This is a genomic window from Treponema sp. Marseille-Q4132 (assembly GCF_014334835.1).
In the GTDB taxonomy this organism is placed as follows: Bacteria; Spirochaetota; Spirochaetia; order Treponematales; family Treponemataceae; genus Treponema_D; species Treponema_D paredis.
Window position 1 is genome coordinate 1,208,864 of sequence record NZ_CP060591.1, and the last position, 26,446, is coordinate 1,235,309.

The 26,446-nt window shown below is 46.1% G+C and carries 21 protein-coding genes and 1 tRNA gene; 10 read left to right on the forward strand and 12 right to left on the reverse strand.

Going from position 1 to position 26,446, the window contains the following annotated elements; translation table 11 throughout:
- Positions 1-85: 85 nt before the first annotated feature.
- A complete protein-coding gene (locus H9I35_RS05605; RefSeq protein WP_187420585.1) occupies positions 86-817 on the forward strand; it encodes a class I SAM-dependent methyltransferase in 732 nt (243 codons plus the stop codon).
- A 25-nt stretch (positions 818-842) separates the two neighbouring features.
- On the opposite strand, the gene H9I35_RS05610 is transcribed toward H9I35_RS05605, so the two are convergent.
- The 4 genes from H9I35_RS05610 to H9I35_RS05625 form a co-directional block, all read right to left on the reverse strand.
- The gene (locus H9I35_RS05610; protein ID WP_187420586.1) at positions 843-1,769 is read right to left on the reverse strand and encodes a PSP1 domain-containing protein; all 927 of its coding nucleotides are present in this window, start codon (positions 1,767-1,769) and stop codon (positions 843-845) included.
- A 69-nt stretch (positions 1,770-1,838) separates the two neighbouring features.
- Positions 1,839-2,372, reverse strand: a complete 534-nt coding sequence (locus H9I35_RS05615; RefSeq protein WP_187420587.1) for a YaaR family protein — start codon at positions 2,370-2,372, stop codon at positions 1,839-1,841.
- Entirely contained in the window at positions 2,369-2,782 is a 414-nt protein-coding gene (locus H9I35_RS05620; protein ID WP_016521960.1) for a bactofilin family protein, read from the reverse strand. Before H9I35_RS05620 ends, H9I35_RS05615 begins: the two co-directional genes overlap by 4 nt.
- Positions 2,783-2,785: 3 nt before the next feature.
- A complete protein-coding gene (locus H9I35_RS05625) occupies positions 2,786-3,808 on the reverse strand; it encodes a M23 family metallopeptidase (RefSeq protein WP_187420588.1) in 1,023 nt (340 codons plus the stop codon).
- Positions 3,809-4,002: 194 nt separating this feature from the next.
- On the opposite strand from H9I35_RS05625, the gene H9I35_RS05630 reads away from it, so the two are divergent.
- Positions 4,003-6,363, forward strand: coding sequence for a DUF262 domain-containing protein (locus H9I35_RS05630; RefSeq protein ID WP_187420589.1), 2,361 nt, complete (start codon positions 4,003-4,005; stop codon positions 6,361-6,363).
- 177 nt (positions 6,364-6,540) lie between these two features.
- The gene (locus tag H9I35_RS05635; protein ID WP_187420590.1) at positions 6,541-7,581 is read left to right on the forward strand and encodes a helix-turn-helix transcriptional regulator; all 1,041 of its coding nucleotides are present in this window, start codon (positions 6,541-6,543) and stop codon (positions 7,579-7,581) included.
- 118 nt (positions 7,582-7,699) lie between these two features.
- On the opposite strand, the gene H9I35_RS05640 is transcribed toward H9I35_RS05635, so the two are convergent.
- From H9I35_RS05640 to H9I35_RS05665, 6 genes are all read right to left on the reverse strand, one after another.
- Complete coding sequence (locus H9I35_RS05640; RefSeq protein WP_187420591.1) at positions 7,700-9,190, reverse strand: DUF2779 domain-containing protein; 1,491 nt, start codon at positions 9,188-9,190, stop codon at positions 7,700-7,702.
- 1,034 nt (positions 9,191-10,224) lie between these two features.
- Positions 10,225-10,298 (reverse strand) — tRNA-Ala (locus H9I35_RS05645).
- 486 nt (positions 10,299-10,784) lie between these two features.
- Positions 10,785-12,620: a phosphoenolpyruvate carboxykinase (GTP) gene (locus H9I35_RS05650; RefSeq protein ID WP_187420592.1), complete on the reverse strand. Its 1,836-nt coding sequence runs from the start codon at positions 12,618-12,620 to the stop codon at positions 10,785-10,787.
- 431 nt (positions 12,621-13,051) lie between these two features.
- The gene (locus H9I35_RS05655; protein WP_187420593.1) at positions 13,052-14,737 is read right to left on the reverse strand and encodes an EAL domain-containing protein; all 1,686 of its coding nucleotides are present in this window, start codon (positions 14,735-14,737) and stop codon (positions 13,052-13,054) included.
- 115 nt (positions 14,738-14,852) lie between these two features.
- A complete protein-coding gene (locus H9I35_RS05660; protein ID WP_187420594.1) occupies positions 14,853-15,374 on the reverse strand; it encodes an SRPBCC family protein in 522 nt (173 codons plus the stop codon).
- Complete coding sequence (locus H9I35_RS05665; protein WP_187420595.1) at positions 15,358-16,008, reverse strand: TetR/AcrR family transcriptional regulator; 651 nt, start codon at positions 16,006-16,008, stop codon at positions 15,358-15,360. Before H9I35_RS05665 ends, H9I35_RS05660 begins: the two co-directional genes overlap by 17 nt.
- 120 nt (positions 16,009-16,128) lie before the next feature.
- Here H9I35_RS05665 and H9I35_RS05670 point away from each other — a divergent pair, with 120 nt between their 5' ends.
- Together H9I35_RS05670 and H9I35_RS05675 are read left to right on the forward strand one after the other, a co-directional pair.
- On the forward strand, positions 16,129-16,659 hold the full coding sequence (locus tag H9I35_RS05670; RefSeq protein ID WP_187420596.1) for a DNA-deoxyinosine glycosylase: 531 nt from the start codon (positions 16,129-16,131) through the stop codon (positions 16,657-16,659).
- 33 nt (positions 16,660-16,692) lie between these two features.
- Complete coding sequence (locus tag H9I35_RS05675) at positions 16,693-17,781, forward strand: YkvA family protein (protein WP_187420597.1); 1,089 nt, start codon at positions 16,693-16,695, stop codon at positions 17,779-17,781.
- 31 nt (positions 17,782-17,812) lie between these two features.
- Here the strand turns inward: H9I35_RS05675 and sdaAA are convergent, their stop codons facing one another.
- Together sdaAA and sdaAB are read right to left on the reverse strand one after the other, a co-directional pair.
- Complete coding sequence (gene sdaAA, locus H9I35_RS05680) at positions 17,813-18,697, reverse strand: L-serine ammonia-lyase, iron-sulfur-dependent, subunit alpha (RefSeq protein WP_187420598.1); 885 nt, start codon at positions 18,695-18,697, stop codon at positions 17,813-17,815.
- 3 nt (positions 18,698-18,700) lie between these two features.
- Positions 18,701-19,369 carry an L-serine ammonia-lyase, iron-sulfur-dependent subunit beta gene (gene sdaAB, locus H9I35_RS05685; protein ID WP_187420599.1) on the reverse strand — a complete coding sequence of 223 codons (669 nt, stop codon included), beginning with the start codon at positions 19,367-19,369 and terminating at the stop codon, positions 18,701-18,703.
- A gap of 136 nt (positions 19,370-19,505) precedes the next feature.
- Here sdaAB and galE point away from each other — a divergent pair, with 136 nt between their 5' ends.
- The 5 genes from galE (at position 19,506) to H9I35_RS05710 (ending at position 26,337) form a co-directional block, all read left to right on the forward strand.
- The gene (gene galE / locus H9I35_RS05690) at positions 19,506-20,483 is read left to right on the forward strand and encodes a UDP-glucose 4-epimerase GalE (RefSeq protein WP_187420600.1); all 978 of its coding nucleotides are present in this window, start codon (positions 19,506-19,508) and stop codon (positions 20,481-20,483) included.
- 21 nt (positions 20,484-20,504) lie between these two features.
- A complete protein-coding gene (locus H9I35_RS05695) occupies positions 20,505-21,734 on the forward strand; it encodes a M20 family metallo-hydrolase (RefSeq protein WP_187420601.1) in 1,230 nt (409 codons plus the stop codon).
- A 28-nt stretch (positions 21,735-21,762) separates the two neighbouring features.
- Positions 21,763-23,520, forward strand: coding sequence for a glycoside hydrolase family 13 protein (locus tag H9I35_RS05700; protein ID WP_187420602.1), 1,758 nt, complete (start codon positions 21,763-21,765; stop codon positions 23,518-23,520).
- A 207-nt stretch (positions 23,521-23,727) separates the two neighbouring features.
- Positions 23,728-25,863 carry a glycogen-binding domain-containing protein gene (locus tag H9I35_RS05705; RefSeq protein ID WP_187420603.1) on the forward strand — a complete coding sequence of 712 codons (2,136 nt, stop codon included), beginning with the start codon at positions 23,728-23,730 and terminating at the stop codon, positions 25,861-25,863.
- A gap of 15 nt (positions 25,864-25,878) precedes the next feature.
- Positions 25,879-26,337 carry a hypothetical protein gene (locus tag H9I35_RS05710; protein WP_187420604.1) on the forward strand — a complete coding sequence of 153 codons (459 nt, stop codon included), beginning with the start codon at positions 25,879-25,881 and terminating at the stop codon, positions 26,335-26,337.
- Positions 26,338-26,446 lie beyond the last annotated feature (109 nt).

Genomic DNA, 26,446 nt, shown 5'->3' on the forward strand with positions numbered 1-26,446 from the left:
TTAGTCAAGTATATTGCCCTTTCGTCATAACATCGATTTAGTAAATATTTCTTGCTTTTCCGGCAAGATAGTTTATAATAACGCTATGACTTCAATACAAAATGTTGCAGAATACTACGATGAATTATATCCCGTAACCGCCGAACAAAAAGATTTTTACGCACGTATCGGAAAAAACTATACCCCGCCCGCACGTTTTTTACAAATCGGCTGCGGTACAGGTTCGCTGGAACACGTTCTTGTCAAAGACGGAGCGGACGTAACGGGTCTTGAAGTTTCAAAAGAACTCATCGAAATAGCGGCGCTGCGCCGAAGAACGCAGCTTATGCCCATACGTTTTTTTCAGCTTTCAACGCTCGATATGACACGTTTTCTCGGAAAAAAATTTTACAATGTCATCTCGTGCTTGAACAGCCGCATCGCATTTATCAAAGATAAAACGCTTTTGAGAAAATTTTTTTTCGATTGCAAAGCGCTGCTGTCCGAAGGCGGCACGCTCGTACTTCATCTCTATAATTTTTCGGCGGTCTTAAAAGGCGGCACGACCGCCCTTCCCTGCCGCAGCAGCATCAGAGTAAAACTTTCCTCGTCGGTTTCGGCCGGTAAAGACGATAAATTTTTTCTAAATCAAACGCTCGAAACCGGCAACGGCAAAATTCTTCCCGTTATGCAAAACGAAGAACTGTATCCTCTCGTAAAAGATGAAATCATCCTGTTCGCACAGGAAGCGGGGTTTACGGATTTTTCGTTTTACGGCTCATACGCCATGGATGAGTTCAACGACGCGGACAACGAACTCGTCTGTCTCATACGGTAAAAACGGCCGCAGGATAAAGCTCCCGTCAGCCGATGCGCCAGCGGTTGTTCGAATCTTTTGCAAAGCGTTTTGCGTTTACTTCGAGCAGCCGCCCGTCTTCTCCGAGCATTTTTACAATCGACGTAAGCGGATTCACTTCGGTAATTTTGAAATTCGTTCCGTCATAAAAAAGATGAATTCCTTCGGACGGCAGATTTCTGCGTGCATCGCTGTACCAATCGAATTCGTACGAGAGACAGCACAAAAGTCTGCCGCACTGCCCCGAAATCTTCATCGAGTTGAGCGAAAGATTTTGATCTTTTGCCATGCGGATGGATACCGGTCTTATTTTATCGGAAACGGAATGGCAGCAGTACGGACGGCCGCAGACGCCGAGTCCGCCGGTAATGCGCGCTTCGTCACGCACGCCTATCTGCCTGAGTTCTATGCGCATTTTAAATACGGAAACCAAATCTTTGACAAGTTCGCGAAAATCGACACGGTTGTCGGAACTGAAAAAAAACAGCGCTTTTTGCTCGGCGACGAGAAAATGCACTTGAATCAATTTCATATCGAGATGATGAGCCGTAACCTTTTCTTTAAAGACCGCGACCGCTTCTTTTTCTTTAGTCTGCAGCTCTTCCGATCGCTTCGCATCTTCTTTCGAAACGATACGGTCTATATCGACGATATCGTTTCGGCGCACGCCGCGCGGTTTTTTCGTTTCACCGAGTACGAGTGCGATATCGCGTCCGTACCGCGTCGGCACGATAACCCGCATACCTGCTTTTACACCCTGTACGTTTTCCGCCGTCGCATAGATGCTCTCGCGCGAATATTCGAGCTTTAAATGATACAACGGTTTATCCGGAGTAAAATCCGCATCTCCCTGCTCGCTTTCATCCGCAGCATCTTCAAGCGCTTCAAGGTTTTCGCTTTCATCATCTATATCGTTTTCAAAAATATCGCTCATGACAGCCTCTCCCGCACTTTCGCGCGTTTTTCGGTTTTAACAATCGGATTATTAATTTTTACGGCAGCATCAGGACGCCAATACGTCGACGAGCAATCCCTGAATCTCTTCAACCCGCTTCAAAATGAGCAGTTTGTCGATTTGATTCGCAAGAATTTCCGACGCAAGATCGTTGAGTTTTTCATCGATGATCCGCAGCTGCACGACAACTTTTTCTTTTTTCGTCCGCCGATTCGGCATCCGAAATTCTTCAAGCTCAAAGCTGTATTTTACGACGTACTTCATAAGGGCGCTTACCGCACGCCGGTATTCGGCAAAGGCGTCTTCCGACATGGAATCGACAAGCTTGTCTCCGGCGGTCGTCACTCGGTCTTTCAAAAAAACGACCGCGTCTTCGGCAGACATACCCGCGATTTCGGCCGGAAGCCCCGCCGACGCAAGTTCATTCGCTTCTTCGTTTTTTTTCAGCATTGCGGAAAATATTCCCGTCTTTTGCCGAGCGCCCGATTTTTCTTTTTTTTTCGCTTCCCGCGCCGCCTCTCCCGCAGCCGAAGACACCGCGGTAAAATAAAGCGATTGATTAAGCGGGTCGACCGTGTTCATGCAAACGCCGCCTTTGTACGGATGGCTTTCGCTTCGAGATAGCGTTCAGACGACGCAAGATACTTCGCTTCATCTTTAATGGAAATACAATGACCGTGAAAGATCACCTTTTCTTCGATCTGCACTTTTTGCGAAATGATATCGCCGATGACGGCGGCCGACGAAAGCAGCGTTACGCTTTCTTTTGCAATGATGTCGCCGAGTACGATGCCGCCGACAATTGCGGACTTCGCAGTAAGATTGCCGCACAGCCGAGCACGCTCGCCGATCTGCACGTTGCCGTCGGTATGGAGATCGCCGCGTACGTCGCCGTCCAAACGGACTGAACCGTTTATCCGCAGATCGCCTGAAACAGCCGAACCTTCACCGATAACCGTGTTGATCGAAAAGTCGTCGGATCGCAGCGCCATAAATCAGTTCGAAAGCTTTACGTTGATATATTTTGCGGGATCCACGACATCCGAACCGATATGCACTTCGTAATGCAGGTGCGGTCCCGTCGTAACGCCCGTGTTGCCGACATAACCGATGACATCGCGCTGGGAAATAAACTGACCCTTCGTCACGCGGGAAGACATGAGGTGCGCGTAGCGCGTATAGATGCCGTGCTTATGTTTGATAATAATATAGTTGCCGTAACTCGCATCGTAGCCGACCGTAACGACTTGCCCGCTCGCCGTCGCGATGACCGGATCGCCCGAACGATAGGTCGAAAAATCGATGCCCTTATGAATATACCACTGCCCCGAAATCGGATGCACGTTCGGTCCGAACGCCATGGAAATATGCGCGTTGATATTTTTCAAAGGCCAGATACTCGGAATCTCCGTAAAAAGCGTATTTTGATTTTCGAGCATTTTGCCGATCTGTTCGACAGGCTGTACCGCATTTTCCAGATAGGATGCAAGCTGCTTCACGTCTTCCGTTTCACGCATGGAACCCGCTACCGTTTCCTGTGTGCCGAAAAGCGAAGAAAGGTCGCTGTTCGAAACCGACGCACGCGCAACGTTCGAACTGTCGGTAATGCCGAGCAGGGCAAGCGACTGCGATAAGGACGTTTGAAAGCGCTTTGCCGCCTGCATGAGATTCATATTTTCGTCACGCAATTCGTCGAGACTCGCCTGTGTCAAACGGTTTTGCGATGACAGGCGCGATATTTCGGCACGCGAACCGATTGCCTTTCGGTCAAAGTAAAAAAACGAAGCGACAATACCGAAAACAAGCACGACGCCGAGACCGAGTGCGAAAACATTCGTTTGAAAATTAACAACTTTACTCTGGGAATGCGGAACGATCATTATCGTCAGCTTACCGTCGAGTATCTTAAATATGCGGAGCGCCGCATTTTTTATGAAAGTCAAAAAAGAAAAAAACGCGCTGCTCGTTTTTGAAGCAACCTTTTTTTCCAACTTTTTATATTTTTGCGTTCGAGCCACAATCTCGCTCCTGTTCCACCCGAAAATAAGCCCGCTAAGATACAGGCTTCAACGCTCTATTTTAGCACATTCGGCACGGTTATGTCAAATAGTTAAAATCTCCATTTTTCGGCAAATACATCGGCGGCAGCCGTCTTTTTGCAGTAACAAATTGAAGTTAATAAGGCAAAACGCCGAAATAAAGATACAAAGTTATGGATTTTTTTGTAAGGTTTTCGAAAAAAATGACAAATACATTTACTTTAAAAGAAATATCAAACAAAACAATACACGGAAAATATGTAGAAATTCCTTCAATACAAAGAGGTCTTGTTTGGACTCCTAAACAAGTTGAATTCTTGTGGGATTCTATTTTGCGAGATTTCCCGATAGGAGGTTTTGTTCTTTCGGAGAATACCAAAGGTTCTTATGACTTAATGGATGGACAGCAAAGATTTAATTCAATACAGATTGGATTTGCCCAACCGGATAAAAACTCTAAAGCAATTCTTTGGCTCGATCTTAAACCCGGTGATACCGCACGAGGAATTACGCGAAAATATTATGTAAAAGCTACAACGATTTCACATCCGTGGGGATATAAAAACAATGATGAATGCAGTGTACTTTCAGCCAAGGAAAGAAGAACCGCTTTGACATTATATTATGATACAGATTCCAAAAATATATATAAAGATGATATTAAAATAATCGATACATATCCATATGAATCCAAAGATGGTTTTCCTATACCTTTAGCCTTTTTCCTTAATAATGACGCAAGGAATTCGGGAGATTTTTTACAAACTATTACCAAAAGTGTAGAATCCTTACCTGAAAAATGGCAAACAAGATTCTGGAATGAAAAGAATAAGAAATTATTAGATAATAAAAAAGAAAAATTATACGAATTATTTTCTCGAATAAAATCTACATACAGAGTACCTTTTAGTATTCTTCCAAGAGAATCTATAGAAAGAGAAGCCGATACAGAGATGAATTCAGAAGTACAATCCGATTTAGAGATATTATTTAATCGCTTAAATACAGGTGGGACTAAAATAACTCAATCGGATCTATCGTATTCGGCTATAAAAGCATATTGGAGTGAAATTAACAGTAAGAATGAGGAGCTTGCAAAAGAGTTTATGCCGGCTCCAAAATTAGTTATGCTACTTTTCCGTTTATATCTAACTTTGGAAAAACCTTATTGTGAGAAGTTCGAACCTCAATTATCTATAAAAAAAATCCGTTCTTTGGCACTGGATCAAGAAAAGAAAAGCAAGATTACAGATTTTTTTCTGGACGATGATAAAGCTAAAAAAATTTTAGACTCTGTTAGATACGCTTTAACAGATATCCCTAAATTCGTTCAAATGAGAATCTTGTCTGAAAAACAAGAATGTTTCTTATTGTTATTTTTTTTAGCGGCCAAAGGATTCGATTTAAATAAAATAAATGCAAAAGGGCTTATCTTATTATTCTTTTGGTTTTGTCCGGATATCAATTATACTTGTAATACATTACTTAAAAATTTATCAGAATGTTGTAATGAAACAGATATTCTTAACGAGATTAGGAATTCTATTTGCTTCCTAATTGAAAATGAAAAAATAGTAATTATATATAGTCCACAAGATATAAAGGACGGTCTTTTAAATGAAAAAGGAGTATTGAAATCAGATTTTAAAAGAGAAGCTGTGTTTCCTTTTTTACGCAGAGTATTATCAATGAAAACATGTCTCTTGTATGCACAACGAAGTTATATTGATATTCTATTCCCCAAATTTAATCCTGCTGATACGATTGCATGGGAAGATCACAATCGTCCTTGGGATTATGATCATATTATGCCTAAAGATTGGTCTTATAACCATTCTAAGAGTGTTCTTAAAACAAGGGTTGATTTCTGGCGTGATACTATAGCTAATTTGGCTGCCATTCCTTTTGAAATAAATCGAGCAAAAAGTAATTATGATAATTATGATTATTATTCATTGCATACCAAAGAATTGTTCTTTGATGAAGGATACAGAGAATTAAACACTTCAATAACTTCAAATGAGCAAATGGTAACAAAATTTGAAAATTTAGTATTTCAAAGATTTATGAAGATTTATTCTGAATGCTATAAGGCTTTTTCAGATCTAATCACATACAAAGAACCGGAGAGAATAGGTATATTAAAAAATATTATTTCAAAAGTTGGAAATAATTCCAAAATATATTTTATTAATTCTCCCTATGAAACAGAAGTCATCAAACGAATTGACTATCTTCATACATGGTTAAGTGTTGGGATAGAACTTTCAAAAAACTGTATGCTTAGTTTTACGTGGTATAAAAATTTAACCAGTAATAAATATGAGTTTGGTCTAAGAAAGCATATAAACAGCGGTGAAATAGACAGAAATTGTTATAATAATAACAAGGAATTGTTTGATGAGTTGGCAAAGGATTTTAACTTTAGCATTGAAAATAAAGGATGGTGGTATTTATTAAAATCAATTAAGCCGGAGGAAGCAGCAGAAAAGATTCTTGAAGTTTACACCCGAATAAAAGATAAAATAAAGTAGATATTCATACTATCGGATCCGTGCAAAACTGCTTTCTTTTACAACTTTTACAATGAGGTCACGGTGAGACTTTATCGAGCTGAATAACAAATCGTTTTAGGAAACCTTTGTCACGGCTAAAAATAGCGGATAAGACGTATTGCAACTCCTTATATATTACTGTGTTATAATATGAGTATGAGCGACAAACTTTCAGAAGAAGAAAAATATGAACGTAAATTAAAACGAGAAGAAAGACAACGTGAAAAAGATCTCACTGATCGGCTCGATAAACGCGGCTATGAAATATTGCGTATTTTACGAGATGCTCCGAATCATCCTGAAGTAAAATACAACTCAAAATATTTTGAAGAGTACTTCCAAACATCAAATATTACCATTCTACGAGCGGTAAAGAAACTGAAAGATATGGATTTGCTTGAGGAAAAACAAGTAAACGGAAGCTATGTCATCAAAAAAGATGTAGAACAATTTTATTCGGAAGAAACACAAAAGAATATTGCACTTGTCGCAAGCATGAGAGGTCTCCTGCTGCGGTATAAAGACACCCCGCTTTATGACAGTGTTACAGAGCTGATTCATTTTCTTGAACCGAAAGTTGCGAAGGAGGATGCCGTTTTCTCATCCGGCCGCATAATTGTTCCCCCTCAAATGGAATATGACATCAACGTCAAAAACTGGGACAGAGTTTATGAAGCCATACAAAAAAATCATAAAATCAAATTCCGTTATATAAAATCATATACAAATAATGATGTCATCCGTATAGCCCGGCCGTATCAGCTGATACTAGATAATGGATCCGTCTATCTTTTTGCTTATAGTGAATACGCCGACCTTGTTCTTTTGTATGATTTGAATTTTATGACCGATATTGTTGTCACAAATGAGGAATTTCAACTCCCGAAAAATTATGATTTCAACAATTATTGTGCAGGCGGAAGACTCGGTACTTTCAAATGTGACAATATCCGGACATTCAAAATCCGCTTTACAGGATACGCGAAAGACTGGATTAAATATCATAAATGGGCAAATGACCAGAAAATAGAAAAAGAAACAGATGATTTTACAACCGTCAGTTTCACATCGGCTCAAGAAGAAAAGGTTTTCGAGGAAGTCTTAAAATGGGGTTCTCAGGCAGAACCTCTTGCCCCAAAATCTTTGGTAAAACATTGGAAACAAGAGATTACCGCACTTTATGAAAAAATCAAATAATTTTAAATTATAAACTATTGCAGCTTGACAGCTTTTCGGATTTATTATTATTCCAATCAATATCTCCGCGTGCTCAGTATAAATATGAGATACCATCATGTAGTAACGATAAGCGAAATTATTCCACCGCTTCCCTTAATTTTTCCAGAATTTTTACCATGGCGAAAGTGTCCAGCTCACAGTAACGAAGAAGATGTTCTCGCCATTCTCCGAGTTCCTTCTTATCCATCTTTTGCATTGCAAAGAAAACATTGCTTGCTTCACTACCGTTATGAACTCCTTCGAGATTATGATAATTAAGTCCGGGTTCATCCGGAAATAAAGCCGGCAACACATATTTAATTGAATAAGACCCCTGCATTTCCTTTGTGTAATACCAACGTTTCCGAAATGGGAGCATTATATCTTTAATATTGTCATGAATATTCATCAAATGATCATGCAAATCGGGATATAAATCCGCTAACGCACGAATCTGTCCTTTTTCAAATCCCATATTATAAGCCGCCGTACACGCATCCGGAGGAATATCGCGACAAAGTTGTTTTGCAATCTGACGCCGAGGATCACTCCCGGGATAAGCAAGACATTCTTTATGTTTAAGCACAGCTCCCTCTTTCTCAATATAGTGCAGCGAATATTGGAATACAATCTGTTGATACGGAGAAGAATTATCGTAAAGCGGAACTGCAGGATTGAATGTTTCAAAATCAAGAAAGTAAAGAGGATAACTTAATGTTGAAAGAAACTTCTTTATCTGAGGTTTATCTATCTGAGGCGGAAGATCCTTGATTTCAACTTCTATCTGCTGAAGATATTTTCCTTCCAAGATTCCGGCATCGTACAACTGTTCAAAAGTAACATAGCCATTATCATAATACCATTGCTTATTTCTGAGGCTGGCAACTTCCCAGACCGTATGACTGTTATCCTGCGGCATATCACTTGCACAATGAGACCAATAACCGCACTCATAGGGATCGGAACACTGACAGCCAATTTTACATTCGGGCTCTGTTTCATTTTTAAGATACTCGCGGAATTTTTTAATATTTTCTTCTACTTCGCCGAGTTTTTCTTTTACGGTTTCCGTCAAATCGACAATTGAAAAGAGTTTATCCAGTTCAAGCTCTCCGTGACGAACATACTGATTATTTATATGAACGAGGCAAGCTTTTTGAACATCATAGCCGAGTTTAGTAAGCACATAATATTGATAAGAGATATCATGTTCATAAATCCATCGAACACCTGTTGAACTTTTTACTTCATAAAACGCAACCTTCTTGTTTCCAAGATTACGCAAAATATCTACACTGCAAAAACATCCGTCAAAACTGAATGACGCTTCACAAATATTCCGGACAGCATCTTCTATGAACTTTTGAGTTGCAGGTATCATATCTCCGAGCTTTTTTGTAAAAGGAACTTCCGTATAATCACCGAAAAGCCCCATAGCCAAATCCCCGACATCATTCCCTGTAGAAAGAATTACCGGATTCATTACGCCGGCATCAAACTCATCAGGCATATTTTCTTTTAGCCAAAGAATTTTAGGGCATTGAATACCGCAGCAATAGCGGAACTTTGAGAAATGATATTCCCTCATTACGACCTCTTTATAATATCACCAATCGCCGACAGCGGAAGCTGCGGGCAAACTTCGGCATTTACTTTGTTAATATTCCGTACATCCTGCACTCGCATGAACATTCGACATCATACGAATACGACTCCCCCTTTACTTCCAACATACATTCTCCTTGCCTCGTCCCTCATATTTTATTACACTTTTTGTCCTATCAAAATATGATAGACTCACATTTTTCTTCCGTCGGGACTCGAAACAAAAACCCGGGCGACGAAAACTTATATGCTACTTATTGTACTACAGAAGATTCTGCAAAGAATAAAATTGAACATAGATAATTCCTTCTCTTTTGTTCCCGGTTCGAGAAGGCCGACAATACAATTTGAATGGAGTTTTATATTTTGATGATGAGGTGCTTTTCATAAGCACCCGCCGTTCGGTATGCGTCGTGTCTGATGGGCAGACATTCGCTTCATACCATCGAAAAAACTGATTACTCCGCATTCTTTGCGGAAGTAATATAATTCTTTATCATATAAAGAATTACAACCTTGAAGATGATCGGACTTGAACCGACCCCTTCGTTCAGACGCTTCCTGCGCCTTCCTTAGGGCGCCTCCGTACGCTGCCGGCGGCATCCCTGCCGCCTTTTCCTCGCACTACTCAGATATATTTCAGTAAGTCGGAAGGTGAAAAACGGCAGAGCCGTTTTTCTTTCATAGGAGACGCTCGCAAATCCTGCGCACTGCTCGAATTTGCTCGCTCTTCCTCAGCACGCACTCCGGTAGTCGGTTCTTTACAAATTTACAGTCGGATTTATTATCAGCAAAATAACAGTTAGTTTTTTATTTTTTTGGAGATGATCGGACTTGAACCGACCCCTTCGTTCAGGCGCTTCCTGCGCCTTCCTCAGGGCGCCTCCGTACGCTGCCGGCGGCATCCCTGCCGCCTTTTCCTCGCACCTGCTCGGCGCGTACTCCGGTAGTCGGTTCTTTATAAATCGACAGCTGTATGTAATATACCGCGCATAACGGTCAGTCTTTTATTTTTTTTGGAGATGATCGGACTTGAACCGACTACCTCTTGCATGCCATGCAAGCGCTCTAGCCAGGTGAGCTACACCCCCGTGTTTATTTACTATAACAAAATTTCGTCTGCACTGTCAATAATGCGGTGCACTCTAAATACAGCCGATCCCGATCGTAACTGACGCGGCAAGCGTATGCACGTTTCGGCACGACCGATCGGCATTTGAAAACGGGACCGGCAAAAAGCGAATGTTTAAAAGCGCCGCTAAAATAGCGCGGCTCGTTTAACTTCGAGTTTTCAAAAGAAAACTCGCGGATATACGCGTGCGCTCTCGCGCACTAATGCGGCATTTTCGAAAGTTGATACTTCCTGCAATGCCGCATTTATAGGAACGTTTAAAAGCGCCGCTGAAATGGCGCGACGCTTTTAATTTCGAGTTTTATTTCGAAAACTCGCGCATCAACGTGTGTGCTTTCGCGCACTAATTGCACAGCTCCTAAATCTGAAAATTTACTCGCTGTGCAATTTTAAAGAATGCTTTTTGAAACAGCCCCGTTCCATCCGTTTCGTTTATCCGGCCTTATTATTTATTCAGCCGTTTTTCCAAATCGTCGAGACATTCGCTCAGTTCTTTCGGCAAATGCTTTCCGAACTTGGGATAGTGATTTTCGCGGATGTCTTTGATTTCCTTTTTCCAGCCGTCGACATCGACAGAGGTAAGCGCGGGCATATTTTTCTTATACTCGTCGCTCAATCCCGACGTATCGATTGCGCCTTCTTTCGGCATATAGCCGATCGCGGTGTCGATGTAGTTGTCTTTGCCGTCGCAGCGGTCGAACACCCACGCGAGGACGCGGCTGTTTTCGCCGTAACCCGGCCACATAAAGTTGCCGTCGCCGTCTTTGCGGAACCAGTTTACGTAGAAAATCTTCGGCAGTTTATCTTCGGTCGATTTGTGACCGATGTCGATCCAATGCGCGAAATAGTCTCCCATATTGTATCCGCAGAACGGAAGCATCGCAAAAGGATCGCGGCGCACTTGTCCGACTTGATCGGAGATAACGGCGGCCGTCACTTCCGAACCGACGATCGAACCGAGGAAAACGCCGTGGTTCCAGTTTCTTGCCTGATGCACGAGAGGAATCGTTGAAGGTCTGCGTCCGCCGAACAGGAAGGCGCTGATGGGCACGCCATTCGGATCTTCCCAATTCGACGCGATACACGGACACTGATATGCAGGCGCGGTAAAGCGGGCGTTCGGGTGCGCGACGCACTGTTCTTTGTCTTTCGGCGTTTTGTCGTTTTCCGGGCACGGGCGTTTGTTGCCGTGCCAATCGACGATCTCTTTGCCTTCCGGTTTGTAGCCGATGCCTTCCCACCAAACGTCTCCGTCTTCGGTCAGGCCGCAGTTCGTAAAGATCGTATTCTTCGACGCAGCGCGCATCGCGTTGTAGTTCGATTCGTCCGATGTTCCCGGCGCAACACCGAAAAATCCGTTTTCGGGATTGATCGCGTACAAGCGGCCGTCTTTGCCGAACTTCATCCATGCGATATCGTCTCCGACCGTTTCGACTTTCCAGCCGGGCAGCGTCGGGCGCAGCATAGCGAGGTTCGTTTTACCGCAAGCGGACGGGAACGCACCGGTGATATATTTTACTTCGCCTTTCGGGTTCGTCAATTTCAAAATGAGCATGTGCTCGGCAAGCCAGCCTTCATCGCGCGCAAGCACCGTCGCAATGCGGAGCGCAAAGCATTTTTTGCCGAGCAAAGCGTTTCCGCCGTAACCCGAACCGTACGACCAAATCGTGCGTTCTTCGGGGAACTGCGAAATGTACTTGTGCTCCATGTCGGCGCAGGGCCAAATGCCGTTGTCTTTTTCGCCCTTGTTGAGCGGCTTTCCGACCGAATGCAGACACGGGATCCATTCTCCGTCCGTGCCGATATTGTCGAGTACTTTCGTTCCGACTCTCGTCATGATGTCCATATTGCACACGACGTATGCGCTGTCGGTGATTTCGATACCGTCTTTGCCGATCGCCGAACCGACCGGCCCCATGCTGAACGGAATGACGTACATGGTGCGGCCGTGCATACAGCCTTTGTACAGCGCTTTCATCGTCTTTTTGAGTTCTTCGGGATCTATCCAGTGATTCGTCGGACCGGCATCTTCTTCTTTTTTCGATGCGATAAAGGTACGCGCTTCAACGCGCGCGACATCCGACGGAAGCGAGCGGAAAAGATAGCTGTGCGGCTTTTTTTTGAGTTCGGTCGCGAGTCCCGCATCGACGAGCTCTTTCATAAGCCTGTCGTACTCTTCTTTCGAACCGTCGCAGATATAGACGCTGTCCGGCTCGCACCATTTTGCCCACTCTTCAACCCACGCTTTGATTTTAGCGTTTTTCAAGTCTTTTATTTCCATAAAGAACTCCCATAAAGACTTTTGCAGGAAATATCAATTTCCGAAAAAGTTTTTAGCCGTGCGCGAGAGCGCACACATTCAATAGTCGAGTTTGCAAAATAAAGCGTATCGTATTCATGCGATTTTTATCGAAACGACACGTATACACGTCTTCTGCAAACATCCAAACAAACTCGAAATAAAAAGTGTCGGCGATATTTCAGACGACACTTTTTATCGTACCTCCTATAAATATAAAATACTTACGAAAAATTTAACGGTGATGATTCCTTACCGACTTTATAAGAAATATAGCGCATTTACCGGTTTTTGACAATGCTGCGATTCGTACCGCGCGGCCTAAGCCTGCCCAAAACCGTATTCTCCGAAAGTGAATCGTCTGCCGCCTTACCTTTTTCACTCGCTGCGAGCCGCCAAAAATGTCTCGATTTTTATCGATGCAGATTTTCTTTTGCAAAGGTACGCGCATCGACGGGACGGCTGAACAGGTAGCCTTGAAATTTATCGGGGGCGAACGGAAGCAGTTTTTCCACACTGCCGTATGATTCGATCCCTTCCATACATACCGTCATACCGAGCGCATGTGCCATATCGACGATAAATTCGATTATCTTCAAATCTTTCATATCGCCCGAAAGCGCTTTTTGAATAAACGTATAATCGAGTTTAAGCGTATTCGCGCGAATATCCTGCAGATAGCGGAGATTGGAAAAGCCCGTACCGAAATCGTCGATATCGATTTTGACGCCGAGCGCCGACAGCTCGGAAAGCATCGATTGAATTTCTTCATCGTCGATATTCCCGCTTTCGGTTATTTCGAGCACGATATTTTTCGGATTGACTCTGGTACGTTCGAGGGCAATCTGCACTTCACTCACAAGATTCGACTGCAAAATCTGCACGAATGAAATATTGACGCTCACGTAGAGATCGGGAAAGAGCGTGTTCCAAGCGGCGCACTGCGCAAACGCTTTCATGAGTATCCATCGGCCGACCGGAACAATCAGTCCGCTCCGCTCAAGTATGGGGATGATTTCGCCTGCGCCGACCGTGCCGAAACGATCGTTTTTCCATCTTAAAAGAGATTCCGCACCGACGACGATTTTTGACAAAGAGCCGCCTGCGTTTTTTTGCACTTCTTTTGCGTTTACGATCGGCTGAAATACAAGCGTAAATCCCTCGAATTTATTTTTTATGGAATCGCGTATGGCGCTTTCGATTTCAAGCGCACGAAGATAAAGCGCGTATTCGCGGGCGTTGAACAGACACAAGGTATCTTTTCGGTTATTTTTCGCCGTCGCTACGGTAAACATGAGTTTTGCAAGCATTTCCGTAAGCGAACTCGTATCGTTGATAAAAGCGATGCCCCCTGCTGAAACGGTAAACATACGTTTATAGCCCGATTCGTATTCGGCTTCGCGTATGCTCTGCTTTATGCCGCTGTAGCTGCGCCGTATTTCGTCGGCGTTCCCGCCCGTAAAATTCATCAGCAAAAATTTTCTGTCCGAAAGCAGATAGACTTTGGTGCCGTTTATACATTGTTTTTTACACGCTTGCGCAAGGATGCTGAGGATCTCATTACCCGCTTCAAAGCCCGCATGTTCGTTTATGGAAATAAAATTATCGACTTCGATCTGCACGGCAAAACCGCTCAGCGAACCTTCAGTCATGCGGGCGGTATCGAAATCGAACTGCGCGTCGCGTTCGGATGCAAGACTGTCGTCTTCAAAAAACGCATGCTTTTCCCCCGGATTGACCGAGCCTGCGACTATTTCTCCCCACGACGCAGAGATGCGCCGCATTCTGACTTCGGCGGGAATATATTCGCCGTATCTGTTGCGGATATGGTACGAAGAACGGATACTTTCTTTTTTATTTGATATGATCGATTCGATATCGGCGGCACAGCGGACACGTTCGTCTTCGTATATGAGCGTAATGATTTTTCCGACCGCGGCGGAAAACTGCGAGCAGGGCAAATCATAGTGAGCCAAAGTACGCTCGGAAATAAAAAACATATCGGAAGATATATCGTAAACGAAGGCGAACGAATCGGTACAGATTTCAAGAAGCGATATGATATTTTTTACGATATTTAAATCAATTTCGTTCGCCAACTTTTTATCCTGCTGTACTGAGTGCTATATTATTACTATATAACAACTTATACAATAATGCAAGATTTTCACCTCGCATTTGCTGCAGGACACCCGCACAAGCGCGGGCGAACTTTTATTTTGCTCCGGCTTTTAAGCGTTCGACGGGAATGCGCTCGGGATATTTCCCCTCGGTAAGAATTTCGGTTAAATACTTATTGTCCAAAATCATATCGTCGCGGATAAGCTGCCAGTTGCATTTTTTACGGAAGATGATTTTGAACAGCAAAAAATTCATAATAGGCCCGATGACGGGCGTCGTTATGCCGAAGGATTCCGTGTGCGAAAAACGGCAGCCTTCTTTTGTCCGCGTTCCTTCAAAGGTGATAAAAGCGGTTCCCTTGACGCTTTTAAATACGAAGCGAAAATGATTGTCGTCGCGTTCGCTCGTTACGATGGTACCGGTTACGTCGTAGTCGAGTCCCATAACGATTTCGTAAAAGCGGACCTTGCTGCCCGCATGTACGTTCCCGTCGTACAGTTCGCACTCCAAATGATACGGACTCCACTTGACGAATTCCTCTTCAAAATTGTCGGCCCACGCGCAAAGCTTTTCAAACGGCGCGCTAATGTCAACCTGTTCATGCAAAGTTATCATACACAATCCTCCTATATTTTTCTTTTTCCGCAGCCGGCGCGTTCAAAACACCGGCGCAAAAGTCAATTATGCAGTCCATGAGTTTTCGGGCGCTGCCCTCTTTTTTTTCGTGAACGTAGCCGAAGTCGTACATCATCTCTCCGATGCCGCCGGCAATAAAAACGGCCGTTTTGTGAACCGTTTCGGCATCCGCTTTGTACCAATCCAGTGAGCGGATAAACAGTTCCCAAACTTCAACAAATTTTTGCGTCAATTCTTCTTTGAGTTTTAAAGCGTATAAAAGATTGTCCGGCGAAGCGGCGGCTTCTTTTCCGTGCGCGTCGGCTTTTACCGTTTTTAAAAACAGGGACGTTACTCGGACCATAAGAGATTGCGCATCGTCTTTGTACGCGTCGATTGCATCCTGCACGGATTTTACATAGCGCTCGGTATAACGGCGCAAAACGGCTCGATAAATTGCATCCTTCGATTCAAAATAATAATAAAAAACGCTCGGCGAAGACGTCCGGTCGTTTGCCTCATCCAAAATATCCCGCACAGAAGTGTTCGTATATCCTTTTGAAAAAAACAGCGTTGTCGCCGCATCGATCAATTGATTTTTCCGGCTCTCTCTTTCTTCGTTTTTATCGGACATAGGCTTTTTCCTTTTTATAGAATACTATTCTACAAGAATTATAGAATATTGTTCTACAAAATACAAGAGGCCGACGTTCGTTTTCTTGACGCGCAAAACGCTTGTTATTACTATATATACATGCGCATTGAAAATCCGTCCGACGCTTCGCGGGTTCAGCATCCGTTTGCACCGGTATACGATTCCGAAAGCCGCGTCCTCGTTCTCGGAACCATGCCTTCTCCGCGCTCCCGAACGGCGGGCTTTTACTATATGCACGGGCAAAACAGGTTTTGGCCGGTTATCGCCTCTCTTGCCGGAAAAGAGCTCCTTTATCCGAACGACGGGGGAAGCAAAGCCGTCGATGAACGGAGAGCGCTTGTCATGCGGCACGGTATCGCACTCTGGGACGTACTTGCTTCGTGCGATATAAGGGGAGCCGCCGACACGAGCATAAAAAATCCCGTGCCGAACAATTTTTCAAAGATTCTTGCATCGACGCATATCGGGCGTATATATTGTACGGGGCAGGCGGCATATACATTTTATACAAAGCTGTGCGAAAAATCGACGAGCATACGCGCTGTATGTCTTCCGTCGACGAGCAGCGCGAACCGCGGCCGTTGGCCGCTGGACGCATTGATTGCGGCGTATCGTCCTTTATTTGATTGAAAATACATAAAAAAAGAACAAGAGAGCTGCGTAATGAAACACCTTTTTATAAAACACAGCGAGCGGCAGGACGAGGTCAATAAAAAAGCGATAAAAAAAGCGGACGAACTCGGAAAGGCAGCCGAAAAGCGAGATGCAAAAAAGATCGGATCGCGTCTTGAAAAAATGAAACGCGGACCTGTCGCCGACTTATGGCACATCGTCGAAGCGCTGTGGGCGGGTTTCAACTCGCCGGATATTCCGACCGAAACGAAAGTTATGATAATCGGCGCGCTTGCGTACCTCGTCAGCCCCTTCGATATCGTGCCCGATTTTTTACTGCCCGGCGGTTTACTCGACGATGCCGCGGTTATCGCTTTTATCTACGCGCAGTGCAAGGACATCATCCGTGAAACGATTCCGAAAATGTCCGCGCAGGTAAAAAACGGCATCCGCAGCGTCGGAGATGCGGCATCCGAGCAGATAGGACGCATCACCGAAGACGCCGTTTCCGCGTCGGTCGGAAAACAGTTTCAACGGTACTGCACGCGGACGTTTTTCAATTCGCTTGTAAAGCTTTCTCTTTTTACCGTATCGATGTTGCTCCTTTGCGTGTCGAATCCCTCATGGGCGCCCGGTATAATCGCAGCGTCCGTTCTGCTGATAATTCTCGGTATATGGTTTATTATCTCCGTTTCGTTATCGTGCATTTCGTGCATCAAATTTTTTAATAATTTTTTTCCGGCGCTCAAACAAATCCGTACCCGCGAAGCGCAAAATACGCTCGCAAATCCTCGCTATAAAAAATTGCATGTGCAGGATATTCTTGCAGAAGCCGCTTACACGGCGCTGGCCGAAGATGTCTATGCCGAATCGAAACACAAAAAAGCGCTGTATGCGTTTTTTTTCCGCTTATGGAACGAAGGCAAACTGCCCTCATGGATTCCGCGGAAGCGTGCGATGGCCGAACATTTGTGGAACGCGCTCAAATCGCGCATCGTTATTTTTATCGGAACGATTTCGGGCTACCTCATCGTCTACCATGTATTTGTGCGGAATTTTCTTTTACCCGCCGTAACCGACTATACGCTGCCCGAACTGCTCGCCTACCCTTTTATCTGTATTCGAGATTTTTTCCGCTGAAATGCCGAGCGTACCGAGCGTTTCCGATCGGTCAACTTTTCCCGAATACTTTTTCTTTTAATTTTTGTGCGGTGGGAGTCGCCGCAAGTCCTCCGAGCGATGTCTCGCGCAAAGAGGACGGCAGCGCTTCTCCTACTTGGCGCATCGCAAAAATGCATTCGTCCGCCGGGATTTCGGATGAGATGCCCGCAAGGGCCATATCGGCGGCCGAAAAAGCGATCATGATCCCCGCCGCATTGCGCTTGATACACGGAATTTCGACGAGTCCCGCTACCGGATCGCACACGAGTCCGAGCTGATTGGAAATCGCAATGCCGCACGCATCGGCGCATTGTAAAGGTGTACCGTGCTCGAGTTCGACAAGAGCTGCGGCGGCGATCGCAGCGGCGCTTCCGCATTCCGCCTGACAGCCGCCTTCGGCACCGGCGATGTTCGCTTCGTTCGCTATGACCATGCCGAACGCGCCTGCGGTAAAAAGGGACATGACCACCGCTCTGCGGTCGATTTTTTTATCTTCATACACGGAAATCAAACAGCCCGGAAGAATGCCGCAGCTGCCGGCAGTGGGAGACGCGACGATTTTACCCATAGAAGCATTGCAACCGGAAACCGCCAAAGCCCGGCTCAGCGCGCGCGTTATAAACGAACCGCACAGCCCGCCGCCTGAAACTTCGGCATAGTGCAGCATTTTATAGCCTTCGCCGCCGGTCAAGCCCGACATCGATTTTTGATTTTTTTTCTGTCCGTATTGTACGGCTTCGATCATCACTTGAAAGCTGCGATCCATTTTTTCGTACAATTTTTCACTCGTGCTTTCCATTTCCGCAGCCTGATCGGCGATGACGATTTCGCTTATCGTTTTGTTTTGCGCCAGTGCGGCTTCCGTCAATTCTGCAATCGATTTATATGCAAGCATAGGTTAAATCGCCTTTATTAATAAAATATGTATCACATTCGGAATGTGTTTGATATCTTCCGTAAGCCCGTCCGGAATCTGTCCGTCGACTTCAATCGTCATGAGCGCCGGCCCGCCTTTAAAAGACCTCGTCAATTTAAAGTTTCCGATGTTCATCGTTTTGTATTCTTCGAACATGAGATTCGTAACGGCGGCGACAAGACCCGGCTTGTCGTAATGCAAAACCAAAAGCGTATTGTTTTCGCCTGAAAAATCGACTTTCATATCGTTTATCCGCGTTATGCGGATATTACCGCCGCCGATACTCGACCCCTGCACGATAATTTTTTTACCGTCTTTTGCGGTTATGGAAAGGCGAGCCGTATTCGGATGCGTGTCGGGTATGTCGACGGGAACGATTTCGTAGCGGATGTGTTTCCGCTCGGCGATCGCAAACGCGTCTCTGATTTCGGGAGAGTCGCTGTCAAAACCCATGATTCCCGCGAGCAGCGCCCTGTCCGTGCCGTGCCCCGCATAAGTTTTTGCAAAAGAACCGGAGAGTTCGACGATGATTTCCGCAGGTTCGGCACCTTCGAGAATTTTATATGCGACGCGCCCGATACGTACCGCCCCCGCCGTATGCGAACTTGACGGCCCGATCATGACGGGTCCGATAATATGAAATACGTTCATAGATGTACCGAATATAAATAGTATCATTACGGAACATTAAAATCAATTATCGGGCACATCGATTAATTGGGGTTAATTGAAACTATGGCGGTTGTACCGAAAATGCGCTATACTTACGGCCGTAGCGGAGGCATACATGAATGTGTTGGTAATCGGCGGCGCCGGATACATCGGCAGTCACGTCGTTAAAGAATTGATGAAGCAAAAGCACCGCGTAACCGTTTTTGACAATCTTTCGAGCGGGCTGCGTCAAAATCTTTTTAAAGAAAACGAATTCATATACGGAACGATTTTAATACCCGGCGATTTGGATGCGGCATTTGCAAGAGGCTTTGACGCTTTTATCCACTTGGCGGCTTTCAAAGCGGCAGGCGAATCGATGGTGAGTCCCGAAAAATATTCCATTAACAATATCAACGGTACGCTCAATATCTTAAATGCAGCCGCTTCTCACGGCTGCAAGCGTATGGTGTTTTCGTCGTCCGCAGCCGTATTCGGAGAGCCGCAGTATCTTCCGATAGATGAAAGCCATCCGAAGCATCCCGAAAATTATTACGGCTATACGAAGCTTTCGATCGAAGAGTTTATGGCGTGGTACGAAAAACTGCGCGGCTTGCGCTTTGCAGCTCTCCGCTATTTTAACGCCGCAGGCTACGACGTCGACGGCGAACTCTGCGGTCTCGAACAAAATCCCGCAAACCTTTTGCCGGTGATTATGGAAGTTGCCTGCGGTATGCGCGAAAAGCTTAAAATATTCGGGAGCGATTACGATACGCGAGACGGAACCTGTATCCGCGACTACGTGCACGTAAGCGATTTGGCCGCCGCCCACGTAAAAGCGCTCGAATACATTGCAGAGCACGACGAAAGCATTTCGGTAAATCTCGGAAGCGAAAAAGGCACGACGGTTACGGAAATGGTCGAAGCCGCACGGCGCATCACGGGCCGCCCGATCCCCGCCGACTATGTCGAACGCCGTGCAGGAGATCCCGCGTCCCTCGTTGCGACGAGCAAATACGCATACGAAAAACTCGGCTGGAAAGCGCAGTACTCCGATGTAGATACGCTTGTCCGTACGACGTGGAACGCATATCAAAAATACAATGCACGATAGTATTGCGCTGTGAGGTGAAAAATGGATAAAGATACGAAACAAAAACTCTTCGATTATATTGCATCTTCGAAACGCGATATCGTCGCGCTCGAAACGCTTTTGACAAGCCATCCCGCCCTCGCTCCTGAAAACGGCGGACAGGGTGAGATCGAAAAATGCGAAGCGCTTATCGCGTGGCTCCGCGAACAGGGTTTTACGAATATCGAACGCTACGACGCGAGCGATCCGCGCGTTGCAAGCGGCATACGACCGAACGCCGTTGTAACGCTTCCCGGCAAATCGGACGATTTTTCGGTGTGGGTTATGGCGCACTTGGATGTCGTACCCGTCGGCGAAAAATCGCTGTGGCATTCCGATCCGTGGAAAGTCGTCGAAAAAGACGGCAAGCTCTACGGGCGCGGCGTCGAAGACAATCAGCAGGGACTCACGTCCGGCGTCTTTGCCGCCCTCGCCTATATGAAGTGCGGCATCGTCCCCGAACACACGGTCAAGCTTTTGTTTATGGCCGACGAAGAAGTGGGCAGCGAATACGGCATAAAATATTTATTAAAAGCGCACAAACTTTTCCGTAAAGAAGACATCATCGTTATTCCCGACGGCGGAGACTCAAAGGGAGAAACGATCGAAGTCGCCGAAAAAAATATTTTATGGCTCCGCTTCCGCGTAACGGGAAAACAGACGCACGGTTCGCGGCCCGACACCGGATGCAACGCCTGTCTTGCCGCCGATGCACTCGCGCTTTCGCTCCACGACATGAAAGACGTTTTCGACAAACGCGATCCGCTTTTTACGCCCGACTGTTCGACTTTTGAGCCGACGATGAGGATGCAAAACGTCGGCAGCATCAATATCATTCCGGGAGAAGACGTGTTTTGCATGGACTGCAGGATCATCCCGTGCTACACGCTCAAAGAAGTGTACGCTGAAGTCGATAAGCGCTGCAAAGCGATAGAAAAAAAATACGGCGTAAAAGTCGAATATACGATGCCGCAGGCAGGCGAATCGCCGGCAACTCCCGTCGACGCTCCCGTCGTACAAAAGCTGTCCGAAGCGCTCAAAGAAGTGCACGAAAAAACCGCGCGCACGATCGGTATCGGAGGGGGCACCGTCGCAGCTCCGCTCCGGGAGCTCGGCTACAACGCCGCCGTATGGAGCACGCTCGACGATATGGCTCATCAGCCCGATGAATACTGCATCCTCGACAATATCGTTTCCGACGCGCAGACGCTCGCATTTTTGTTCGGCGCGTAAACGGCGCGCAATTTTTACAGAGGCGACCATGAACTTTGCCGCAGTTGAACACCGTTCGTTTGACAATTACTGTTATCCGCTTGATAAAGATACGCTTTCGATACACATACGCACCGGAAAAGATATTCGGCGCGTAACGCTTGTGTGGGGCGATCCGTTCGACCGCGGCCTCATGGGAGGTGTGTGGAATTGGAGCGGAAAACGCACGGAAATGACGGACATGCGCGAGCTGCCCGATCACCTGTGGTGGTCTCTCGCGGTAAAGCCCGAATTCAAACGATGTCAATATTATTTTGAACTCGACGACGGAGAGCAAACGCTGTGTTTTGTCGAAAACGGTTTTTTTACGCAAGCGGATTTGAAAAAGCAAACCTTCCCTTTCGTATTTATATTTCCGTGGATGAACGAAGCCGATATCTGTACGCCTCCCGTATGGCCGGAAAATACGGTGTGGTACCAAATTTTTCCGTCGCGTTTTTGCAGGAGCGGCAAAGCCGATACAAATGCGTATCGCAAATGGGCGTCTCCCGACAAAAAGGTAACGAATGAAGAGCGATACGGCGGTGATCTGCAGGGCATTATCGACAAGCTCGATTACCTTGTGCGGCTCGGCATAACCGGTTTGTATCTCAATCCCGTCAACCGCTCTCCGTCGCAGCATAAATACGATACGACCGATTATCTGCGGATAGACGAATCGTTCGGTACGAATGACGATATGAAGCGCCTCGTATCGGAAGCGCACAAACGCGGCATCCGCATTATGCTCGACGGCGTTTTCAATCATACGGGTACGGATTTTTTTGCATGGCAGGACGTGCTTAAAAACCGAGACAAATCGAAATACGCATCGTGGTATATCGTCAATAATTTCAATTTCGACGGCGGCGGCAAAGCGCGGCACGGCGATTATTATACGTTTGCGTTTGCGGACGGCATGCCCAAACTCAATACGAACAATCCCGAAGTGCGGGAATATTTACTGAACGTGTGCGAAACATGGGTAAAAGAATACGACATCGATGCGCTCCGCATGGATGTCGCAAACGAACTGTCGCACGTTTTCTGCCGCGAACTGCATGAACGTATGCGCAAACTGAAAAGCGATTTTTATATCGTCGGGGAAATATGGCATAATTCGATGCCTTGGCTGCGCGGCGATGAATTCGATGCGGTTATGAATTACCCGCTTTCGAATGCCGTTTCCGATTTTGCATTTTCATCCGCGGCATGCGCAAAAACTTTTGAACGGAATATCAATTATTGTCTTACGATGTATTACAACCAGACGACTCGCGTACAATTCAATTTATTGGACAGCCACGATACCGTAAGACTTGTCACAAAGACGAAAAACCGAGACAAAACGCTGCAGCAGCTTGTATTTTTGTTTGCGATGCCCGGCAGCGTATGTCTGTATTACGGCACCGAAGTGCTTCTCGAAGGCGCCCACGATCCCGACAACAGACGGTGCATGCCGTGGAAAGAAATCGAAAGCGGCAAGTATGACGGGCAAATCGATTTTACAAAAAAACTGATCGCGCTCCGCCGCACTCACCGCGCGCTTCGAAGTGCCGACCTGCGCTTTGTATATGAAGGAGCGGCAAAAGCCGATTCCCGCCTTGTGCATATACGCAAATTTGCCGAAGGAGAAACGGCGGATATCGTGTTTAATTTCGGATGCGAAGACGTCCGTATCGTCGATACCGGCGGAAAACCGGTGATGAGCGGCGCGTACGAATCGGGCATACTGCATAAAGACGGATTCGTCGTAACGATTACATAATCTTCCTCGATATGATGTGAGTGCGAAGTTTCGAGCGGCGCACACCTACATATATTCATCTCTACTTATATAGAAAAGTCCGTAAAGCCGAATTTTTGCCGCTTTTTATCAATTTTATCAAATTTTCCGTAAAAAAATTTTGTTGACAGATTAAAAATAACGAAAGATAATTACTATAACTAAAAAAGGCTTTTCAAGGAGGCTTTAATGAAAAAGTTTTGTGTTTTCATCTCTGTTTTACTGATACTCGCCGTTCATGTATCGGCGGACGTATCGGTAAAAAAACTGGCCGACGGAAACGTAGAAGTAACGTTCTTCTACGGGAATCCGCGCGCGCAAGAGGTTGTCCTCGCAGGAGACTTTACCGATTGGCAAAACGGTGCTCTGCCGATGACAAAAGGTGAAAAGGGATGGACCTATGTCCGTATCGTTCCGCCGGGAACCGTTATGAAATATAAATTTATTTCAGACGGAAACTGGACGGAAGACTTACGCGAGCCGGACAAAGTGGACGACGGTTTCGGCGGACACAACGGCCTTGTCGATGTCGACGTTTTGGTTGCGGCGCAAAGCAAAGCGGAAAATGCGGCTGCAGGCGCAAAACGCGCGGGAAATCTGAAATTTGCAACATGGGGTATGCTCGCCTATCAGATGAAGTGGGGCGACGGCTCGAAAAACGCCAAAAACGAGCTCGACAGTGCAGGGTTGAATCTCACTTCGTACCTTAAAATAAGCGGTGAAGCGCTTCCTCGTCTGCCTATTTACATAGAAGTGGCGCTTGCCGAACAAAAAGGTTTCGACAATCTGTACAAACGCAATGTCAGAAATTGGGACGAAGGCTGGAAAAATCTTTTGGTCGACACGATTTTCGATCCGATTTATTATTACGGAGGACAGGATAAGGCGAAAACCTATCTCGGCCATCTTAAAATGGGATTGAATACGCCGATTGTAAACTGGACGACCGGCTATAAATATGCGAAGCTTTCTCCTCATCAAAACGTAAACTGGAACACGATCGATAAAGAATGGGAAGCGGGCTACAATGAAGTCGGCGGTTTCAATCAATTCGATTTCGCGCCGCTGTTTGCAAAAGTACTTGCGGATACCGGCGTTGAAGCGGATGTCGTCATCGCTCCGAACCGCTCTGCAGACCGCGCGGGTTCGCAGTACGGTATGTACGCCTACGGTTGGTCGCGCTTTAGCATCGCCGATTTCCCGCAGTATATCGATCTCCAATATAACGGCGCATACGGCAAAACCTATGATACGATTTTCAAAGAAGTGATGGAACACGACATCATCTTCGGTTACCAGGGTATTTACGGACCCGTTACCGTAAAAGCGAACGCTCTCTACAACCGCTACGGTTCGTACGATAACGGCGACGGAACGAAAACCCTGTACGCACCGGCGACATCCGATGTCGGTTTGGTTCACGACGAAAATAAAAACTTCGGCGATAATTCCGCTTCCAACGTGAACGTTTCATACAGTTCGGATACGGTCAAAGCGACGGTCGGCTATCGGCACCGCGGTATTCAGGCGAATATGATGTATGTCGAAGAAGGAGCGGACGATCACACCGACATAACCGATCAGCTCGGTTTCCGCAATACGCAAGTGATCTTCGGCGGCGCCGATGTCATGCTTCTCGACAACGCGCTTACCGTCGGCTTGGACGCGCAGCTTACGATAGCGCTCAACAAAGACAACGATTATTACTATGATGAAGCAAAGAAATTCAACAGCAAAGATACGGCTCTCATTAAAATAAAACCGCGCGCCGCGTACGACTTCAATCCGTATTTCGATTTCCCCGCAAAGCTCGACGGCTATGTCAGATTCGACGCGGTTACGAAAAGCGAAGACGAATTTGTGCGCAAAGATAAGAGCCCCTTTATCGTTGCGGAAGCGGGTTTGCGTTATAACCAAACCTTCGATACGGCCGTTATAAAAGATCTGACTGCAACCTACGCGTTCGATAATCTCGGAGGCGAATACGTATTCAATACGCTTTCGGCGGATGTTTCGCTTTTGCGCGACATCGTGGCAAGCTGCGGTATCGGAGTCCGCACGGAAGGAACGAAAACCTTTGACGATATTTTGAATCCGTTTGCATTCTTTATCGGCGCTCGGAAAAAGCTCAATGTCGCAGCCATTTACAAGCCGACCGCATACTGTTACGTATTGGCCGGTATGGATCCGTTCAAAGAATTCAACGACGGACCGACGGCGTATTGGTACAATACCGACAGCTACACATGGCATCGCAATACGGACGGCAGAAAGGACTATGACGGGGAAACGGCAATTCGCATAGGTCTCGTGTGGGATCTCTAATCCGGAGGAAAAATGATGAAAAAAATGACAATGGCGGCGCTCATCGCCGCAGCGATAGCGGCGCTCGTTTTTACGGGATGCACGACGGGCGATCCCGACTTACCGGTATCGGTCAAGCCCGCATATATCATCGGGGGCGCGACGGCAGGAGATGCGGCGGGCACGGAGAAGTGGAACACAATGCGCGTGCCGATTACGTTTGCCGCGGGAAAAGCGACATACGAGTTTACGCATTCGGCGGAAAAAGAGACCGCATGGGGTAACGGTGCCGGTAAAACATCGTTTAAGCTTTTGCTCGACGAAGGAGGAGCTACGGCGTGGGGAACGAACGGCGGGCCGATCACAGCGGGCACGGAAATCGTTACGGATGTCGGAGGCGCCAATAATATCGTGCTTAGCGGATTGACGGGCGGCACGAAGTATAAGATTACGATTACCGCCAGCGGATTGGCTATAAAAGTCAAATTCGAATAAAAAGCTTCGTATACGGACTGTCCGAAAACCGAAGTTTTCGGACAGTTTCCTGAATTTACCGGCGTATATGACTTATTTGTAGGTACGGCGCCGCTTGCCTTAAAGAAGG

Excerpts from the sequence above, each read along its gene's own strand:
- H9I35_RS05605 (WP_187420585.1), top strand. The coding sequence starts at position 86 with ATGACTTCAATACAAAATGTTGCAGAATACTACGATGAATTATATCCC.
- H9I35_RS05610 (WP_187420586.1), bottom strand. The coding sequence starts at position 1,769 with ATGAGCGATATTTTTGAAAACGATATAGATGATGAAAGCGAAAACCTT.
- H9I35_RS05615 (WP_187420587.1), bottom strand. The coding sequence starts at position 2,372 with ATGAACACGGTCGACCCGCTTAATCAATCGCTTTATTTTACCGCGGTG.
- H9I35_RS05620 (WP_016521960.1), bottom strand. The coding sequence starts at position 2,782 with ATGGCGCTGCGATCCGACGACTTTTCGATCAACACGGTTATCGGTGAA.
- H9I35_RS05630 (WP_187420589.1), top strand. The coding sequence starts at position 4,003 with ATGGATTTTTTTGTAAGGTTTTCGAAAAAAATGACAAATACATTTACT.
- H9I35_RS05635 (WP_187420590.1), top strand. The coding sequence starts at position 6,541 with ATGAGCGACAAACTTTCAGAAGAAGAAAAATATGAACGTAAATTAAAA.
- H9I35_RS05640 (WP_187420591.1), bottom strand. The coding sequence starts at position 9,190 with ATGAGGGAATATCATTTCTCAAAGTTCCGCTATTGCTGCGGTATTCAA.
- H9I35_RS05650 (WP_187420592.1), bottom strand. The coding sequence starts at position 12,620 with ATGGAAATAAAAGACTTGAAAAACGCTAAAATCAAAGCGTGGGTTGAA.
- H9I35_RS05660 (WP_187420594.1), bottom strand. The coding sequence starts at position 15,374 with ATGATAACTTTGCATGAACAGGTTGACATTAGCGCGCCGTTTGAAAAG.
- H9I35_RS05665 (WP_187420595.1), bottom strand. The coding sequence starts at position 16,008 with ATGTCCGATAAAAACGAAGAAAGAGAGAGCCGGAAAAATCAATTGATC.
- H9I35_RS05670 (WP_187420596.1), top strand. The coding sequence starts at position 16,129 with ATGCGCATTGAAAATCCGTCCGACGCTTCGCGGGTTCAGCATCCGTTT.
- H9I35_RS05675 (WP_187420597.1), top strand. The coding sequence starts at position 16,693 with ATGAAACACCTTTTTATAAAACACAGCGAGCGGCAGGACGAGGTCAAT.
- sdaAA (WP_187420598.1), bottom strand. The coding sequence starts at position 18,697 with ATGCTTGCATATAAATCGATTGCAGAATTGACGGAAGCCGCACTGGCG.
- sdaAB (WP_187420599.1), bottom strand. The coding sequence starts at position 19,369 with ATGAACGTATTTCATATTATCGGACCCGTCATGATCGGGCCGTCAAGT.
- galE (WP_187420600.1), top strand. The coding sequence starts at position 19,506 with ATGAATGTGTTGGTAATCGGCGGCGCCGGATACATCGGCAGTCACGTC.
- H9I35_RS05695 (WP_187420601.1), top strand. The coding sequence starts at position 20,505 with ATGGATAAAGATACGAAACAAAAACTCTTCGATTATATTGCATCTTCG.
- H9I35_RS05700 (WP_187420602.1), top strand. The coding sequence starts at position 21,763 with ATGAACTTTGCCGCAGTTGAACACCGTTCGTTTGACAATTACTGTTAT.
- H9I35_RS05705 (WP_187420603.1), top strand. The coding sequence starts at position 23,728 with ATGAAAAAGTTTTGTGTTTTCATCTCTGTTTTACTGATACTCGCCGTT.
- H9I35_RS05710 (WP_187420604.1), top strand. The coding sequence starts at position 25,879 with ATGAAAAAAATGACAATGGCGGCGCTCATCGCCGCAGCGATAGCGGCG.